This is a genomic window from Psychrobacter fulvigenes (genome assembly GCF_904846155.1).
GTDB classification, from domain to species: domain Bacteria; phylum Pseudomonadota; class Gammaproteobacteria; order Pseudomonadales; family Moraxellaceae; genus Psychrobacter; species Psychrobacter fulvigenes.
Genome location: NZ_CAJGZP010000001.1, coordinates 934362 through 951939 on the forward strand (window position 1 = coordinate 934362; position 17578 = coordinate 951939).

At 42.7% G+C, this 17578-nt stretch carries 18 protein-coding genes; 11 read left to right on the plus strand and 7 right to left on the minus strand.

What is annotated here, in order from left to right; genetic code table 11:
• The first annotated feature begins 161 nt into the window (after window positions 1-161).
• On the plus strand, window positions 162-593 hold the full coding sequence (locus tag JMX03_RS04145) for an ACP-like domain-containing protein (RefSeq protein WP_227677801.1): 432 nt from the start codon (window positions 162-164) through the stop codon (window positions 591-593).
• A gap of 89 nt (window positions 594-682) precedes the next feature.
• Here JMX03_RS04145 and JMX03_RS04150 read toward each other — a convergent pair whose 3' ends face one another.
• Entirely contained in the window at window positions 683-1477 is a 795-nt protein-coding gene (locus tag JMX03_RS04150) for a hypothetical protein (protein ID WP_201594689.1), read from the minus strand.
• 269 nt (window positions 1478-1746) lie between these two features.
• Between JMX03_RS04150 and JMX03_RS04155 the strand changes: the two genes are divergently transcribed.
• Window positions 1747-2025 (plus strand): type II toxin-antitoxin system RelE/ParE family toxin, encoded by a 279-nt coding sequence (locus JMX03_RS04155; RefSeq protein WP_201575262.1) that lies wholly within the window; start codon window positions 1747-1749, stop codon window positions 2023-2025.
• 58 nt (window positions 2026-2083) lie between these two features.
• Window positions 2084-2383, plus strand: coding sequence for a HigA family addiction module antitoxin (locus tag JMX03_RS04160; RefSeq protein WP_201594691.1), 300 nt, complete (start codon window positions 2084-2086; stop codon window positions 2381-2383).
• On the opposite strand, the gene JMX03_RS04165 is transcribed toward JMX03_RS04160, so the two are convergent.
• From JMX03_RS04165 to JMX03_RS04185, 5 genes are all read right to left on the minus strand, one after another.
• Window positions 2380-3249 carry a DMT family transporter gene (locus tag JMX03_RS04165; protein WP_201594693.1) on the minus strand — a complete coding sequence of 290 codons (870 nt, stop codon included), beginning with the start codon at window positions 3247-3249 and terminating at the stop codon, window positions 2380-2382. The genes JMX03_RS04160 and JMX03_RS04165 overlap by 4 nt on opposite strands.
• A 211-nt stretch (window positions 3250-3460) precedes the next feature.
• A complete protein-coding gene (locus tag JMX03_RS04170; RefSeq protein WP_201594695.1) occupies window positions 3461-4270 on the minus strand; it encodes a MipA/OmpV family protein in 810 nt (269 codons plus the stop codon).
• Window positions 4271-4382: 112 nt separating this feature from the next.
• Window positions 4383-5306, minus strand: coding sequence for a rhomboid family intramembrane serine protease (locus JMX03_RS04175; RefSeq protein ID WP_201594697.1), 924 nt, complete (start codon window positions 5304-5306; stop codon window positions 4383-4385).
• A gap of 120 nt (window positions 5307-5426) precedes the next feature.
• Window positions 5427-6617 carry an alpha-hydroxy acid oxidase gene (locus tag JMX03_RS04180; RefSeq protein WP_201594699.1) on the minus strand — a complete coding sequence of 397 codons (1191 nt, stop codon included), beginning with the start codon at window positions 6615-6617 and terminating at the stop codon, window positions 5427-5429.
• A gap of 80 nt (window positions 6618-6697) precedes the next feature.
• Window positions 6698-7012 carry a glutaredoxin family protein gene (locus JMX03_RS04185; protein ID WP_201594701.1) on the minus strand — a complete coding sequence of 105 codons (315 nt, stop codon included), beginning with the start codon at window positions 7010-7012 and terminating at the stop codon, window positions 6698-6700.
• Window positions 7013-7306: 294 nt separating this feature from the next.
• On the opposite strand from JMX03_RS04185, the gene mtgA reads away from it, so the two are divergent.
• The 6 genes from mtgA to JMX03_RS04215 all read left to right on the plus strand — a co-directional run bounded on the left by mtgA (window position 7307) and on the right by JMX03_RS04215 (window position 11901).
• Window positions 7307-7984 (plus strand): monofunctional biosynthetic peptidoglycan transglycosylase, encoded by a 678-nt coding sequence (mtgA, locus tag JMX03_RS04190; protein ID WP_201594703.1) that lies wholly within the window; start codon window positions 7307-7309, stop codon window positions 7982-7984.
• Window positions 7985-8184: 200 nt separating this feature from the next.
• Window positions 8185-10380, plus strand: a complete 2196-nt coding sequence (ppk1, locus tag JMX03_RS04195; RefSeq protein ID WP_201597792.1) for a polyphosphate kinase 1 — start codon at window positions 8185-8187, stop codon at window positions 10378-10380.
• 308 nt (window positions 10381-10688) lie between these two features.
• Window positions 10689-10874, plus strand: coding sequence for a hypothetical protein (locus JMX03_RS04200; protein ID WP_201594705.1), 186 nt, complete (start codon window positions 10689-10691; stop codon window positions 10872-10874).
• A 114-nt stretch (window positions 10875-10988) separates the two neighbouring features.
• A complete protein-coding gene (locus JMX03_RS04205; RefSeq protein ID WP_201594707.1) occupies window positions 10989-11240 on the plus strand; it encodes a hypothetical protein in 252 nt (83 codons plus the stop codon).
• A gap of 86 nt (window positions 11241-11326) precedes the next feature.
• The gene (locus JMX03_RS04210; RefSeq protein ID WP_201575251.1) at window positions 11327-11656 is read left to right on the plus strand and encodes a hypothetical protein; all 330 of its coding nucleotides are present in this window, start codon (window positions 11327-11329) and stop codon (window positions 11654-11656) included.
• 44 nt (window positions 11657-11700) lie between these two features.
• Window positions 11701-11901, plus strand: coding sequence for a hypothetical protein (locus tag JMX03_RS04215; RefSeq protein ID WP_201594709.1), 201 nt, complete (start codon window positions 11701-11703; stop codon window positions 11899-11901).
• A 179-nt stretch (window positions 11902-12080) separates the two neighbouring features.
• On the opposite strand, the gene miaE is transcribed toward JMX03_RS04215, so the two are convergent.
• On the minus strand, window positions 12081-12791 hold the full coding sequence (gene miaE / locus JMX03_RS04220) for a tRNA-(ms[2]io[6]A)-hydroxylase (protein WP_227695311.1): 711 nt from the start codon (window positions 12789-12791) through the stop codon (window positions 12081-12083).
• 843 nt (window positions 12792-13634) lie between these two features.
• On the opposite strand from miaE, the gene JMX03_RS04225 reads away from it, so the two are divergent.
• Together JMX03_RS04225 and JMX03_RS04230 are read left to right on the plus strand one after the other, a co-directional pair.
• Complete coding sequence (locus JMX03_RS04225) at window positions 13635-15845, plus strand: malate synthase G (RefSeq protein WP_201594711.1); 2211 nt, start codon at window positions 13635-13637, stop codon at window positions 15843-15845.
• Between the two features lie 620 nt (window positions 15846-16465).
• Window positions 16466-17500 carry a porin gene (locus JMX03_RS04230; RefSeq protein WP_201594713.1) on the plus strand — a complete coding sequence of 345 codons (1035 nt, stop codon included), beginning with the start codon at window positions 16466-16468 and terminating at the stop codon, window positions 17498-17500.
• Window positions 17501-17578: the final 78 nt, after the last annotated feature.

The window sequence follows — 17578 nt, forward strand, 5'->3', positions numbered from 1 at the left end:
GGTAAGAGCTGATGAATAACAATTCTCAAATAACAGCCATAAATAACAACAAGGACAATAAGAGCGAGCAATTAGCACAACTATAAATAGTTCGCCGATACAGTCCGTGTTTATATTTTTCTTATCTATAACCCTTCTAATAATTTAATTGAGGTCATATTATGAGTAAATTAACTGCTGCACTTTCATCTGCTGGTATTATGCTGGCTGCGCTTAGTTCTGGTTCAGCGCTCGCTTATTCAGATCAAGTAATGGAACCGAGTGAGAGCTATGACACTGCTGTCAAGCACAGACAGGTGAACTATACCTGCCAAAACAACAAGAAAATCAGCGTGACTTATGGCTTTAATAAGCAGTATTTACCGACGTTTGCAGAAGCCAATCTTAATGGCAAAAAGAGATTTTTACCCATTAACCTCGCTCGTAGTGACAATACGATGACGGTATTTGGTGAAGAAGATAATTTCAGTATTATGACTGGTGAGCTGCGTTTAAATAACTATCATAAATCATCGGCTAATATTCAAAATGCTAGCAGTGAGATTCTTTATAAAGGCTGCAATGTCGCCTCTATTGTGAAAACTAAAGGCTAGTTTGTAGTAGTCTGATAAATTTAGAGAATTAAAAAGACCTTGTCGTCCTTTATTTTAGGGGTGGCAAGATCTTTTTTTAACTGCGTTCTTTATATAAGTTTTTGATTATAAAGCTCATAACATTTTTTGCCATAATCTTCCATGATAGCACCTGTTAAACCCTGCTGAGCAAAGGAGTGAGCAATACCTGCCTGAATCTGATGTCCTTTATGATTCAAAACCAAACGCGAAAACCTTGCTTTGTTTTTTGATAAAGAGCCATCAGTTTTTACCAAATTAAATTCATAATCCTTTTTTTCTTGTGTATAGTTTTCTAATAGCTTCTCAAAAACTTTACCGCAAAAAATCACATAATCACGATCAGCTTTAGTAATGGTATCTAATAAGAGTTCTACGTAAGGTTGCAACGCCTTATGAGTCATCAAGTCAGTCTTAAATGAGCTTGAACCAAACGGAACCAGCTCAAGCTGTAGTTTGTCATCTATGACGCGCTGTAAGTTTATAAACTCATCTTCATGGTCTAAATCAAGTACATTAAAAGGCTTGATAAAGTGAACCTGCTTAGTATCAAACTTTGATTTGCGTCTGTTTTTTAGAGGTTTGCCGTAGTGGTTTTCGCCAAACTGCTGATGATAATCAACGTAATTTTTAAAATCTTGAAATTTAAACTTACCTTGATAGGTTGTATCTAAGTTATTGTCTTGTTTGGGATTTAAGTGAATCAAAACAAACTTAGCATCAAGGTCACCGAAAAAATACTCAGGGTATTCGTTATGATTTACATGCATGCCAGTCTTTCGTGTTAACGCTTTAGCGCGCTCAACTTTTCCAGTACTATGAAACTCATCAAAGTCGCGTTTCATTACACTTAATAAATCAGTCATATTCACTCCGTATTATTTACAACAAAAAGTAAGTAGGGAGGGTTAGCAATACATAGGCCGCCAATCCAAAAAAACAAATCGGTGGGTTACGTCTAGTCTTTACTCTCTACGAGGACTTGAAGAAACTAACCTACCATACAAATCCAGTTAGTGCAGAGGGCGCTATTATATATTTTTTACATATCATTATTGATATTTATCGGTTATCGATATACAATAAGTACCATAATAATGTATTTTAAAAATAAATAAAGGGTATCGAGACTTGTATGATCATCAACTTTAAATGCAGCGATACTCAAACTCTTTTTTCTACTGGAAAAACAAAGCGCTGGTCAGCCATTAAAAATGTTGCAGAACGTAAATTACTACTGCTGGATAATGCAACTATGCTAGAAGACTTGAAAGCTCCACCTGGCAACCGATTAGAAGCTTTACGCGGTGATAGGGGAGGTCAACACAGTATTCGCATCAATGCGCAATGGCGACTTTGTTTTACTTGGACAGATCAAGGCGCTATACATGTAGAAATTGTCGACTATCATTAATTTCATAAGAAATGGTATCTGAAATATAGAATATAGAATATAGAAGAGAGAAAGCACTATGACTAAAAACGGTATGCGCCCCATTCACCCGGGCGAGGTGTTGCGAGAAGATTTTTTAGAGCCGCTCGATATGAGCGCCAATGCATTGGCGATAAAGCTTGCTGTCACTCCTGCACGTATCAATGAAATCATACGTGAGAAGCGTGGCATTACAGCAGATACTGCCCTGCGTTTAGCCAAGTATTTTGGTGGTAGCGCTCAGTTTTGGCTAAATCTGCAATCCACTTATGAGTTGCGTCTGGCTGAAACCGATGATTTGCAGTTCTTAGACGACATCGAGCCTATTGAATACGCTTAACTTCCCAATCGAGCAATACCATTTTTATCTACTTTTCTAGAGTAGATATTTACCGAATTACCAGCGACTATCAGCAGCATGCCAAGTACCAAAGCCACGCTAAAATGCTCAGCATATAAGAGTACGCCAATGAGTGAGATAAGCGGTAATCTAAACATATCCATAGTCACCACGAATGTCACTTCTGCGTATTGCATGGCTTTGGTCATACAGTAATGTGCTGACAATGCTGTCAATCCTATAATGGTAAGCCATAGCCACTCTACGCCTACTGGCGTTGTCCATCCTTCTATAAATAAAAGCAGTCCCAAAGGCGCTTGTATCAGACACATCATAAAAATAATGGTTAAGGGATGTTCCGTATTAGAGAGTGACTTTGTCGCCACATGGGAGAAAGCATAACAAATGGCGGCACCCAAAACGATTAGTGACCCATAATGGGCTACCTCTAAGCTTGGCTGTACGATGACTATTACGCCCAGAATACCTAACAATACCGCGATAATCTTTTTCACGGTTATCGATTCTTTTAAAAACAGGTATGAGATGATGATGGTCCAAAAGGGGACGGTAAACTCAATAGCAAAAACGGTTGCCAAAGGCAGCAGCCCTATGCCCAAGAACCAGCCGTATTGTCCTGCGAAATGAAATAAATTTCTGACTATGTGTAAGTTAAGACGCTTGGGAAATAAAAAACCACGTTTCTTGGATAAAAGTATGATTGGGAGTAATACTAGCAAGCCTACGATACTGCGGAAGAATAAAATCTGAAACACACTGATTTGGCCATTCAGCTCACGTGCACCCACTGCCATCAAACAAAATGAAGTCAGCGCTCCAATCATCCAAAGGGTAGAACGAATCATAATGAGAGTAGTCCTTTTTATAAAGCCCTAGACCTTGTGTCCATGTTATTAGACCTTGTGTCCATGTTATTAGACCTTGTGTCCATGTTATTAGACCTTGTGTCCATGTTATAGAGTAGGGTCTGTCAAAAAACGGATAAACAAAAATAAAAAGCTGGACAAAATGCCCAGCCTTTCTATATTTCAGATTAAAAATCACAATTTAAAAACTCTAAAACTTATACAATAAACCTAGCGTCGTTGTCGCATCAGTACGCGAGTCAACCATAGGGCTATCGTATTGCTCATTCGGCAAGTAGCTCAAGCTTTGATTGAAGAATCCTGCCCAGTTTTCACTGAAGTCGTAGTTAGCGCTGATATTTATATAAGGGTTCAAGCTTGCATTAGAGGAATAAGCGTCAATGCCCGTGTTCGCAGATTCTTGATCACTGACCCCGTAATAATATTGGTTGTAGTCCTCATCATGATACTCAAAGCCAAAGCTAGGATAGACTGTTAGCTTGCCTTTAGTAACTTTTGCCAGATACGTCAAGCGAGCAGTATTCCCACCACTATGATCTAAGATATCAGTAGCCGCTTGAAGACGGAAACCACCAATAGGGGTACGACGTAGATAAGTCAAACCAGCAGCGGCTGATGATTTGCGTTTATCAAGACCTTGAAGCGCACCATTCGCATCTTCAGGATCAAACTCTGAACCTGACAATTGAGCATAAGCAGACAGCTGATTGGTGCCATCATTATGAAGGTACACGCCGGCTTGAGCACCACGCGCATAGACTCTATTATTATCATAAAAAACGCCCGGTAATACCCGAATCTCAGTGTTGTCTTCTAAATCATAGGCTGACTTAACTGCCATGACATTGACACCAACGCTTAGTTCAGCATCTTGGTCAGTAGGTAGGTTGTTAAAAAGTGCTGCACTGGATACGCTGGCTACGCTGAATAGTGCAGTAGCCGTTAAAGTACTAAGCAAGGCGCGCTTAGAGTTAATAGAGAGCGCTGCAAGTTTGAACATAATTGAATCTCATAAGTGAGTGGGAATGATTGGGTAGAAAATCGAGTAGGGAAGAATAAACGACTATGCTGTTTACATAATCTATTTATCAATAATAAATAAGTATGACGGTTTACTCAATGATTTTTAGTACTTCTAATATTTGCAGGTGAATATCTTGCCACCACCAGCCAAAGCCAAAGGTGATGAGTAACATCATCATCCATGGTAGCAGTCGCCAGATCATTGCAGGCTTGGCAGGTATGTTTGACTGGGCAGAGATAGTACGAACATCGTAGGGGTTTATAGTTGAGTCAACGGGAATGTCGCTGCCAATATTGCTGCTAGTTGGCGAATCAATATAGTCGGTTTGCTCGGTCGGGTAATGGTTTTGATAGACAGGCATGCTAGGGATATTCTGCTGCATGGCTGCCATGCGTTGACGATAGGCGACTGCGAAAGCCAGTGCAATCAGCAGTCCTGTGATAGCCCCGCCTATATGACCCGCATTATCAATACCCGGTACGGCAAAGCCATAAACCAAGTTGATGCCCATGATAAATACCAAGCTTCTAAGATTGAGCACCAAGCCATTCACTGATATCTTGAACAATGCTGCTATCAATAATGCCGCGCCGATACCCATGATGCCACCAGACGCACCCGCTGAAAGCCCAGGTTGTCCAGTACCATCCAAAATGCCTAGCCACGTGATATGATTATTTAGTAAGTTACCACCGATCGCTGCTAGTAAAAACAATGCCAAAAACTTATCTGAGCCAAACATGGGCTCAGCGACTTGCCCAAAGAAGTACATGGCAAAGCCGTTAAACAATAAGTGCATCAAGCCAATGTGCAAAAACGCACTACTCACCAGTCGCCATGGCTGATCGCCCATGGTAAAGGGCAATGCATTAGCGCCCCAGTGGATGAGCGCTTCAGTCGAGGGGTTGTTAACATCGACGCCTGTCAGCACTTGCATGACAAACAGCCCAATGAAGCTGACTAAGAGCAGCGCAGTGACAGGCGCAGTTTTTAACAGTTGTTGGAGGGTCATAAATCCGCATATCAATTAAAGGTTATAAGGAGAGTATAAAGGTGTCGCCAGTATAAAGAAAACTTCAGCGTCTAAATCTTGTATGATAAGTATCAGCCTATATATCAAAAATATGGGAGGTTAAAAAGGTGAAGCGAGCTTGAGCTGCTGATAGGTACCGTTGACCAAGATATCTTCTGTTACCTTTTGAATATCGGTATGGCCACAGAACGCCATCGATAGATCACATTCTCTATAGATGATTTCAAGCGCACGGCGTACACCGTCTTCGCCATAAGCACCAAGTCCGTACAAGAATGAGCGACCAATCATCGTACCTTTTGCTCCAAGCGCCATAGCTTTGAGGACATCTTGACCAGAGCGAATACCACTGTCTAACCAGATCTCAATATCGCTATTTTCTGCCTGTACCGCTTGTACGATGTCGCTCAAAGCAGCAATGGAAGAGGGCGCACCGTCTAATTGACGGCCGCCATGGTTTGATACCACCATGGCATCTGCACCGCTGCGGGCAGCCATTATCGCATCTTCTGGCTCCATGATACCTTTGATGATTAGCTTGCCGCCCCACATATCTTTGATACGTGCCACATCGTCCCAACTCAGACGTGGATCAAACTGCTCCTCTGTCCAAGCGGTTAGCGATGAGAGATCATCAACTCCTTTAGCATGACCGACGATGTTACCAAAGCTATGACGTTTGGTGCCGAGCATATTCATACACCATTGTGGCTTTGTCATCAGGTTCACGATATTGGCAAAGGTAGGTCGTGGTGGCGCAGAGAGACCGTTTTTGATGTCTTTATGACGTTGTCCCAATACTTGTAAATCAGCCGTTAAGATGAGCGCCGAGCACTTTGCATCTTTGGCACGCTGAATCAGATTGGCCACATAGTCCTGATCGCGCATGACATATAGCTGAAACCAAAAAGGCGCACTGGTGTGTGTCGCCACATCTTCAATAGAGCAAATACTCATGGTTGAGAGTGAAAACGGCACACCGAACTTCTCTGCTGCCCGTGCAGCATGAATCTCGCCGTCTGCCCACATCATCCCAGTAAAACCAGTCGGAGCGATGGCAACTGGCATTTTGACTTGTTCGCCAATCATCTGTGTTGCAAGGCTGCGATTGTCCATATTTACCAATACCCGCTGACGTAGCTTGATACGGTCAAAGTCGGTCTCGTTACTGCGATAGGTAGTCTCGGTCCATGAGCCTGAATCGACATAATCATAGAACATACGTGGGACTTTGCGCTCAGCGACACGGCGCAAGTCTTCTATTTCTGTTATTTTTTTCAAATCTTTCATAAGTTTCTCATTATTACTATTTTATGATGAGGTCAATGCTACTGAGTTTACTATTATTATGACTACTATTATTATGATTACTATGGAGCTAATAGCCGCTGCAAATCCATGACTGAAAACGGATAGTTCACTCTTTTTGAGGGTGTCAAAATGACGGGGATAGTGGTGGCAAACTCCATCATCAGCGCCTCATCAAAGTCTGCAATATCGACATGCAGATACTCAATAGGTTGTACGGCTTGGAAACGTGATAACAGCTGCTCCGCAACCTCACACAAATGGCAGTTTGAGGTGCCAAGTAACCACCATTTTTGAGTGTTATCAGGCGTATCAAGGCTTGGGTTTGCCTTAATAATCTCTGCCCGCAATGCTTCTATATTATTATCATGAGACATGCTGACTCTCTTTTCTTTATACTTGTCAAAAATTACTTCTTATTAGGGCGTATCCTCTTTAAAAATGGTGATAAAAATGAGGACACGCCCTAGAAGTTTAATTGAAAATATCAATATAAACGTGACTTTAATACATAATAAAGAAGTGGAGTAAATAATGACAGCGATTGTGAGATTAGGTAAGATGACCTGCTATTTATAAATACCCACTTAACTTATTTATACTCACCTAGTTTTATAGTTATCCTATCTACTTTATCTTATTATCTTTTTAACCACTTGGATATCGCACGCATGACAAGCTTTGGCAAATTTATCAAACGGTTTTTATTGGCGTTCATGCTATTGGTGGTCGCTTTTCATGTGTTGGTTGCAGGCTTGCTGCTGATTTGGAAGACGCAACCGATTAATAATAGCATGTTTATGCTGACGCATCGTTTAACGGGCGGTACTGTCACCCAGACATGGGCAGAATATGATGCCATTGCAAAATCTGCCAAACAAGCCGCGATTGTAAGTGAAGACTCAACGTTTAGTCAGCACAATGGCTTTGATCTCAAGGGTATTGAAGCGGCGCGTAAGAAAAACGAAGAGACAGGCAAGATGTCTGCTGGCGGCTCCACGATTACTCAGCAGCTGGCCAAAAACCTGTTTTTGACCTCGCATCGCTCGTATATCCGTAAAGGCGAGGAAGCCATCATCACCGTAATGATCGAAGCCTTATGGGATAAGCAGCGCATCTTGACTGCCTATCTTAATGTGGCAGAGTTTGGCAATGGTATTTATGGGGTTGAGGCGGCAGCTCAGCATTATTTTAATAAATCGGCTGCCAAGCTAAATCGCGATGAATCGGCGTTATTAATCAGTATGCTGACCAATCCAAAATATTATCAAGACAACCAAGGTGATAGACGCTTGCGTAATAAGCAGCGTATTGTCAAAAAACGCATGAATAACGCAGTACTGCCATAAGCGCATGAGTTATTTTGTCAATGAGGTTAGTGGTAGTAGAGTAGATATAGGGTTGCAGCGCTGCGTAGTTACGGTAATATGGATATGAACCATTGCTAGCGACCAATAGCGATTGGCAGTGATGCATTATAATAAGGAGCAGTGGCATGGCACGGGCAAAAACCAACCAAAACAATGACACTCAAATGAATGAGAAGCGCATGCAAAATAGCAACGTTCAGTCAACCCAGACAGAGATCAACGCCAGTCGTACAGCAGACAGCATAGCAAGTAGCAGCCAGACCCAGATTGCTTGGCAACGTTCAGAGGATGGCAGTTATTCGCCCAGCAGCTATATCCATCGTGAGTTGTCTTTATTAGACTTTAATAAGAGGGTTTTAGCGCAAGCTGCCAGTCCCTTGCATCCACTACTTGAGCGCTTGTTCTTTTTGATTATATTTTCATCCAATATGGATGAGTTCTTTGAGATTCGAGTGGCAGGTCTCATGCAAAAGCTCAGTTTGGGCGACGTCGCCAGCAGTCCGCATGGGATGCGCCCGAGTGAGATTTTAAAGGAGATATCAAAGGTTGCTCGCGAAGCCATTGATGAGCAGTATCGCATTTTGAATGAAGAGGTGTTGCCTGCGCTCGCTGAGGTAGATATCCGCTATCTCAAGCGTGACGAGCTAAACGCTGAGCAGTCAGAATGGATGCATCGCTACTTTACCGAGCAGGTTTCACCAGTACTGACGCCGATCAGTATTGACCCCTCACACCCGTTCCCGCGTCTGGTCAATAAAAGCCTGAACTTTATCGCAAGTTTAGAGGGCAAAGACGCCTTCGGTCGCGATATCAATCTCGCCATTGTGCCGGCGCCGCGCAGTTTGCCACGAGTGATACGCCTGCCTGATGAGCTGACAGGTGGTAAAGAGCATCACGTCATGCTATCGGCGGTGATTCATGAGCATATCGGTGAGCTGTTTCCCGGGATGAATGTCACTGGCTGTCATCAGTTTCGGCTCACGCGTAATGCAGATTTAGATCTGTCCGATGACGTCGATGATCTTGCCAAGGCGCTGGAGGGTGAGCTTGAAAACCGCCGCTTTGGTGACAAAGTGCGTCTTGAGGTCACAACCGACTGTCCTACTGAAATCAGCGATTATTTGCTCAATGAGTTTGAGCTGCATGACAATCAGCTGTACCGCGTCAATGGGCCTGTCAATTTAACCCGCTTGTTGTTTGATTTTAATATTCCAGCTTTACGTTATCAGCCGTTTAGCCATGTAATACCCAAAGCCTTTCGCCGCGATGTCGACAAGATTGATACCGCTACCAGTATGTTTGCCGCTATGCGTGAGGGTGACGTCCTTGTGCATCATCCTTTCCACTCTTTTTTACCCGTTATCAATCTGTTGTGGCAAGCTGCCAATGACCCCAAAGTATTGGCCATTAAGCAGACGCTATATCGCTCTGGCACCAATTCAGAAGTGGTCAAAGCCCTTGCTGCTGCCGCACGCAATGGCAAAGAGGTCACAGCCATTATCGAGCTGCGCGCGCGTTTTGATGAGGCGTCCAATATTGCCGTTGCCAACTTTCTACAAGAGGCGGGCGCAGTTGTCGTGTATGGTATCGTAGGCTATAAAACCCACGCCAAGCTGATGCTCATTGTGCGCCGCGAGAACGACCGCATCCGTCGCTATGTGCATATGGGTACGGGCAACTATCATGCTGGTAATGCCAAGTCATACACCGATTACGGGCTATTTACGGCAGACCCTGATATTTCGGAAGATGTACACAAAATCTTCCAACAGCTTACTGGTATGGGCAAGCCTGCTCAACTCAAAAAACTACTGAATGCGCCATTTACCTTGCATGAAAAGCTCATGAGCTTTATTGATGATGAAATCGCTCATGCCAAGGCTGGCAAGCGTGCCCATATCATTGTCAAAGTGAATGCCCTAACGGAACGTCGATTGATTGATAAGCTTTATGACGCCTCACAGGCTGGGGTTAAGATTGAGCTGATACTGCGCTCTATCTGCTGCTTGCGTCCACAGGTAAAAGGACTGTCTGAGAACATCACTGTCCGCTCTGTGGTTGGCCGCTTTTTAGAGCATACGCGTGTTTATTATTTCTATAACGATGGTGATGAGCGCATGTATTGTGGCAGTGCTGATTGGATGGATCGCAACTTATTTCACCGAGTGGAGGCTGCGTTTCCTATTGAAGACAAAAAGCTGTTTAAGCAGATTTATGAAGATGGTCTACAAAACTATCTACGAGATAATGTGCAAGCATGGACACTCGATGGTGCTGGAGTTTGGACGCCAGTTCAGCCCGCAGCAGATGAACCAGTGCATATCGCACAAGAACACTTATTAAAAACCATTAACCGTGTGGGTGAAACCTCGTAATGGGCAACAGACCCTAATTAACTCACGCTTTCACATCATTTGATTACGAATTGCCAAGCATAGAATCTATCTGTGCTTGGTTTTTTGTTTATTGAGTTTCGAAATTGAGTGTCGAATAAGTTACAAACTTTGTTTTATCCTCACATTTATTCACATATTGATACGGCCGTACACTGGTCTAGGCATAAAAAAGCTCCCTATAATAGAAGGCATCTTACGCAAGTATAAGCATTTAATAAAATATGGCTGATTGATAGAAAATAAATATAAGCGATTGATTAGCAAACATAATACATAGGAGTAATCTGATGAGCGATACCCAAAAAGACACCTCAGACATCAAAGCCGCAGCAGAGCAGGCGGATAGTCAGCAAATTGAAAAAAACCTAGAGAATAATAAAGCAGAGGACAGTAAAAAGGTTCATACACCCAAAAAGCTGACAGAAGAAGAGCAGACCTCTTTTATTAACGATGACTTGCGCACTGATAAGTAGATATTGCTCTGAGACTAACACTAATATAGACATCAAAAAAACGTAAAAATTTACCAAAGCACTTTTATATACTTTTATATAAACTTGACTTAACACCAATGCGAGGGACACGCCATGACAGACAACAAGCAACCAGATAATGAAGAAAAAGTAGTTGTTAATGATCCAGCAGCATCTCATCCACCAAATCCAGAAGGCAGCTACGAGGGACGCAAGCATCAGCCAAACATTGATGGTCCTCAGCAAGCTTCTCAAGAGACAGATGAGATATATGCTGACCCACGCAAAGAAGAAGATCTGCCTGCAGGTGGTAAGAATGTTGGTGATCTGAATGCGCATGATCTCAGCAAAGAAGGCAATAAGTAGCTGTTATTACCACTGCTAGGATTAGGGCTAACACCTTCTATACTCTGAAAAATATAAGAAATGCATAATATTAAAAGGACAAGATAATGCAAAACAAAGACCCAGCGCTTACCAAAACATTGATTACTGATCATGACAAGACTGATCACGACAAGATAGAAGACAGTACCACCGTCAATAAGGGTACCGATACTTTTGAAGAGGGTGTGGTTGATACTGAGCATGTCAATGAAAAGGACAACCCAGCACGTCAGCCAGACCGCCGCGATCAAGAAGGTGGTGCGTTTGATGGAGGCATCAATGAAACTACTGTCGTCAGTGAAACGCCCAATAGTGAAGATTTAACAGATGAAAACCGTTATGCCAATGTCGATAATGCGCAGAAGCGTGTGTTAAATCCTGATGAAAAAGATTAACTTTTCATCATAGTTAGATAATATACAGCAGATAAGGAATGCCAATGAGTACATCAAAGGACAATGATGCGAACAAGGATTATGAGCTAAAGGATGCAGACGATAACAACGGCATTGTGCCTGATGATGCATTACAAAAGGTCAATCCTGCGGCTGCTGAGCAAAAAACCAATGATCATGATCCACATAACGTCGCAAAAGGCAGTAAAGAGTATGACAGCACTTTGACGCAAGACAAAAGCTAATGCTGTTATAATTCCAATCTATGGATTAGTAGGCACAAATTAATAAGCAAAAAAGCGATCATCGGCTATATTATGGCTGATGCTCGCTTTTTTTAGTTTTGTAATTATGTTTTTAAATAGGTTTTTAGATAAGTTTTTAGATAAGTTTTATTGAGCTCACGCTTAAATTGAATTCAAGCTCAGGCAGGCACACCGCTATGAAAGCGCAGCTCAGTATCTGGACTAGAGATAAGCTCAGCTTCCACTGCTTTAAAGAACGCCACGCGCTCATCGATGTTATCTTCAGAGAGCGACTGCGCGAGTGCCAGATAATCTTCAAAATGTCGGCTCTCTGACTTGAGCAGGTAGCGATAATATTTTGCCAAACGTTCATCATCGATGACCGCTGCCAGCGCCGCAAAGCGCTCACAAGAACGTGCCTCAATGAATGCGCCAATGATCAGCACATCTACCATCGCAGCCGGCTCATAAGTGCGTTTGTGCTTCAGCATGCCTTTGGCATAACGCCCCGCGCTGAGGTATTCCCACTCCTGACCACGCTCGTGCATGATGCCCAGTACTTGCTCATAATGCAGCATTTCTTCACGTATCAGCTGGGCTAATTTACACTGTAAGTCGTAAGAAAATTCATAGCGAAAGATAAGGTTCATCGCCGTGCCTGCTGCTTTTTTTTCGCAGTTGGCATGGTCTTGAATGATAAGAGGCAAGTTCGCAAGAGCAGCATCGACCCAAGCTTGAGTGGTGCGACTGCCCAAAAACTCATAAACAGCAGACAGGTCTACTTTGAGCGGTGTGCGTAATTGGTTGATATCGACGCTGTCTTCTGTCGTATCTTTTGCCTTGAACTCTGAGGGCGCTTGTTGATCTGAGAGGTGTTGATTGTTAGTCATAGTGTTATTTGGCTTTCTATTGTGAGTGTTTATAAGAGTGGCATTATGGTAGTTGTCGTTTGATGTTTTTTTTCTGACGTCATGGTCATATGGGCATATTATATAATGGTTAAGACTTTTAAATCACCAAGCTTGCAAACCCGCAAGCTTTTAGCCTAGTACGGTATTGATAAGCCATAGATAACCATTATGCATTCATTTGTCTTGTAATGATTACTTACAGTTTTCAGATGGTTGAGAGTTTCATCAGTTACTCATTGCCAATACAACCTCTAAGGCAGATGCTACATAGAGTATCATTAATATACAGCCCCAACATTTAGTATCTAAATGGTATTTTCTTGTTTATTTTATTATTTGATAGTAGGATGATATTTTGCTTTTGAGACATTTTGTCTTATATTGATTGTCAGTTGAGCAATCTATGGTTGGTCATTAGCGGATATGGCTTCTTAATTGCTTATAGTTAGTTAGCTATTAGCTACTATTAATGAGTATTAATATATTAACCGCAAACGCTGTCTCAAAATATAAGAATATAGAATTAAGAATATAGATAATGACTTTGCACAGTGGATCAGTCACAACAACTAGCCAGATAGGTAGCATGTAGTCAGTCCTAGCAGTATGAAGCGCTACGTTATGACCATTCAAATAGTTGTCTAATGACAATTTATACTGTGCATTATCTTATATTGTGCATTGTCACATTTGCTTGGCGCTGTATTCAAATTTGGAATGAATAGTCAGCACTAAGCAATTAATCGTTGAACATCTACTCGTTCAAACAGTTACCGTAGTAAACCAGTATCAACCCTCTCACGAACAGATAAGGACACCACTATGAGTCAGGCTTCTCACGCCAATCGTATCCAAAAAGGCATTCTTGCAATTGACCAACAGCTGTATGACTTTATTGAAAATGAAGTGCTAGCCAAAGTTGGCGTTGATTCGGATAGTTATTGGTCAGGTTTTGAAAAGGTCGTCAAAGATTTTACGCCACGTAATAAAGAGCTGCTGGCCACCCGTGCCAAGATCCAAGAGCAGATCGATCAGTGGCATCTAGACAACCCTGCCAAAGACGGCGAGATTGATTATCCTGCCTATAAGGAGTTTTTGAAAGAGATCGGCTATCTGTTACCAGAAGGCGATGACTTCAAAGTAAGCACCCAAAACGTCGATGACGAGATTGCTCACATTGCAGGCCCGCAGTTGGTCGTACCAGTACGTAACGCCCGCTATGCATTGAACGCTACCAATGCACGTTGGGGCAGCCTATATGATGCACTATATGGTACGGACGTCATCAGCGAAGAAAACGGTCAAGAAGTCACCCGCGAATACAATCCTACTCGCGGTGCAGCGGTCGTCGCTTATGCCAAACAGTTCCTAGATGATAACTTTGCCTTGGCTTCAGGTTCGTACAATGATGCGACTGGCTTTAAAATAGTCGATGGTACTCTTGAGATTGTGCAAGGTGATAGCAGCACTCAGCTGCAAGACCCAGCCAAGTTCGCGGGTTTTGTTGGCTCAGCAGACAGCCCAACAGGCATCCTACTAAAAAATAATGGCTTACATGCTGAGATTCAAATCGACGGCAGCCATCCAGTAGGTAAGGATGATCCAGCAGGCATCAAAGACGTGCTACTTGAGTCAGCAGTTACTGCTATTCGAGACTGTGAAGACTCTATCGCTGCTGTAGATGCAGAAGAAAAAGTCGAAGTATACCGCAACTGGTTTGGCCTAATGAATGGCGACCTAGAAGAAACCTTCGAAAAAGGCGGCAAAACCCGTACCCGTAAACAAAACCCAGACCGTGAATACACTACTCCTGATGGCGGTAAGCTGGTATTACCAGGCCGTTCACTTTTGTTGATTCGTAACGTCGGTCACTTGATGCAAAACCCTGCCATCCTAGTCGATTTGGGTAATGGTCAGGAAGAAATCTTTGAAGGGTTGATGGATGGTTTGATTACGCCGCTATTGTCGCTCAATGATCTAAAAGGCAAAACCGAGCTATCAAACTCACGCAAAGGCTCTATGTATATCGTTAAGCCAAAAATGCACGGCCCTGACGAAGTCAAAATGGCCAATGACTTATTTAACGCCTCAGAAGACCTATTGGGTCTAGAGCGTAATACGCTAAAGATCGGCATCATGGACGAAGAGCGCCGCATGACGGTCAACCTAAAAGAAGCCATTCGCCAAGCACAAGAGCGCGTTATCTTCATTAATACTGGTTTCTTAGACCGTACTGGTGATGAGATGCATACCAGTATGAATGCAGGTGCATTCGTACCAAAAGGCGAGATGAAGTCGCAAGCATGGCAGCCAGCCTACGAGCAGTGGAACGTAGACATCGGTCTAGAGACTGGTCTGCAAGGCCACGCGCAGATTGGTAAAGGCATGTGGGCGAAGCCTGATGAGATGAAAGAGATGATGGATACTAAGGCAGCACATCCAAAAGCGGGCGCTAATACCGCATGGGTACCCTCACCGACAGGCGCAACCTTGCACAGCATGCACTATCATGAAGTGAGCGTTGCTGATGTCCAAGACAGCCTAAAGTCACGTGAGCGTGCCAGTCTCGATGATATCTTGACCATTCCACTTGCCAAAAACACCAACTGGAGCGAAGAAGAGAAGCAGCAAGAGCTAGAAAACAACGCTCAGGGCATCTTAGGATATGTCGTACGCTGGGTGAACCAAGGCGTCGGTTGCTCTAAAGTACCTGATATCAATGATGTCGGCCTGATGGAAGACCGTGCGACTTTGCGTATCTCAAGTCAGCATATCACCAACTGGCTACATCACAATGTGGTCAGCGAGCAAGAAGTGATGGATGCTATGAAGCGTATGGCAAAAGTCGTTGATGAGCAAAACGCTGGCGATGCTGACTATCAGCCGATGTCTACTGACTTTGAGAACTCTCATGCGTTCAAAGCAGCCTGTGATTTGGTATTCAAAGGCCGCGAGCAGCCAAGTGGCTACACTGAGCCTTTATTGCATCAGGCCCGCTTAGATCTAAAAGCACAGCTACCTTGCAGAGCTTAATAGGCTAAACAGAGTAGGGTGGAATCAGGCCTTGTTAGGCTAATAATTGAGCGCAAATCAGGGAATGACTCATGAGTAGCGCTCAATATAAAGCGATTAAAATATATTTATTCATATATTTATGGCCAGTTATGAGTAATAATTGGTTTAAATAAGTTGGCTTGAATAAATAGTTTTGAAACGTATCTTTATTAGTAGCACCTCTATCTGCAATGGCGGGTAGCGGTGTTTTTTATGGCAGTTCGCCGAATGTTGCTAGATTCTCACTGAATATTAACGTTGAGTTCACTAAGTATTAAGCGGGCTGCAAAGAAATAAAAAAATATGTTGCAAATTATGTCAAAGTTGTTATGATTATAGCCGAAGTATGAGTTTGGTAACGGATGTTACATACTAGAGCGTTAAAGACCTACGTTTACATGATGGTTACATCGGTAGTCCCAGTTATGTAAGTCATGGTTTTTTTCATCTTACGGTAATAGAACTTCGCCACACTTGTTTCTGACTAATCTCGGTAGCCAGTTACACATTATATCTTTGAGGATTTGTGACGATACCATTTTGGGCACTAGCTAATAATAGCGCGCTCATTATTAAAATTGTAAAGTGGAGATACCCCCATGAAAAAACTACTTTTAGCTACAGCAGTTGCTGCTCTATCTGTATCTGCAGCCCAAGCCGCTCCTACTGTTTATGGTAAAGCATTTGTGGCTGTCGACTATGAAGATATCGATAAAAACATTGGTGAGGATGAAGATTCACTTCAGATTAACTCTCATGCTTCACGTATCGGTTTTAAAGGCTCTGAAGCCATGACTGCTAACACTGATGTAATCTATCAGTTAGAGTATGGCATTGATATCGATGGTGGCGGGGACAAAACCTTTAAAAGCCGTGATACCTATCTTGGTTTGAATAACAATACCTTTGGTGAGTTCCGTTTTGGTCGTAACCAGTCATCACTTGATCGCATTAATAATGCTATCACTGCTGATGGCGGTTATTGGGACAACCTAGGTGATGATAACAATATGGTCGATAGTGGCCGTATTGATAACTCAATGATCTGGACTGCACCTAAATATCAAGATCTTCCATTAGAGTTCTCAGCCATGTATGCGGCTTCTGAAGATAATGATAGTGACGGTTGGGGTGCGGCATTGATGTTTGACCAAGGCACTGGCTTCACTGCGGGTGTTGCATATGACAAAGACTTAAATATCGGTAATGGTGCTTATAATAACACTACAGGTGACATTATTCGTGGTACGGCTACTGTAGATCTTTCTAAGTTTACTACTGTACCTGTAACGCTTGGTGCTTTGTATCAACAAGCTGACTTTGACGTTGCTGGTAGTAAGAAAGAGAAAGGTTATATTTTAAGTGCTGCGATGGGTCTGCAGAACTTCGCTAAGCCAGCCACTGTTTATGCTCAATATAACAACACTTCTAACCTACGTGGTTCCGATGGTTTAGACTCTGATCAGATCGTTGTTGGTGGTAAATACTTCTACCAGCCAAATATGATCATGCATGCGTATGCTGGTTGGAATGATAGTGATGCTGAAGTAACTAAACTGGATGATGCTAAAGTTTACACAGCCGGATCTACTGAGACTTTTGCTATCGGTACTGCTCTAGAATACAAATTCTAATCTAACCATTAGAATTCGATTATAAAAACTCATCCTTCGGGGTGAGTTTTTTTATGCCTGTTGCAGTATTTTGCCAAG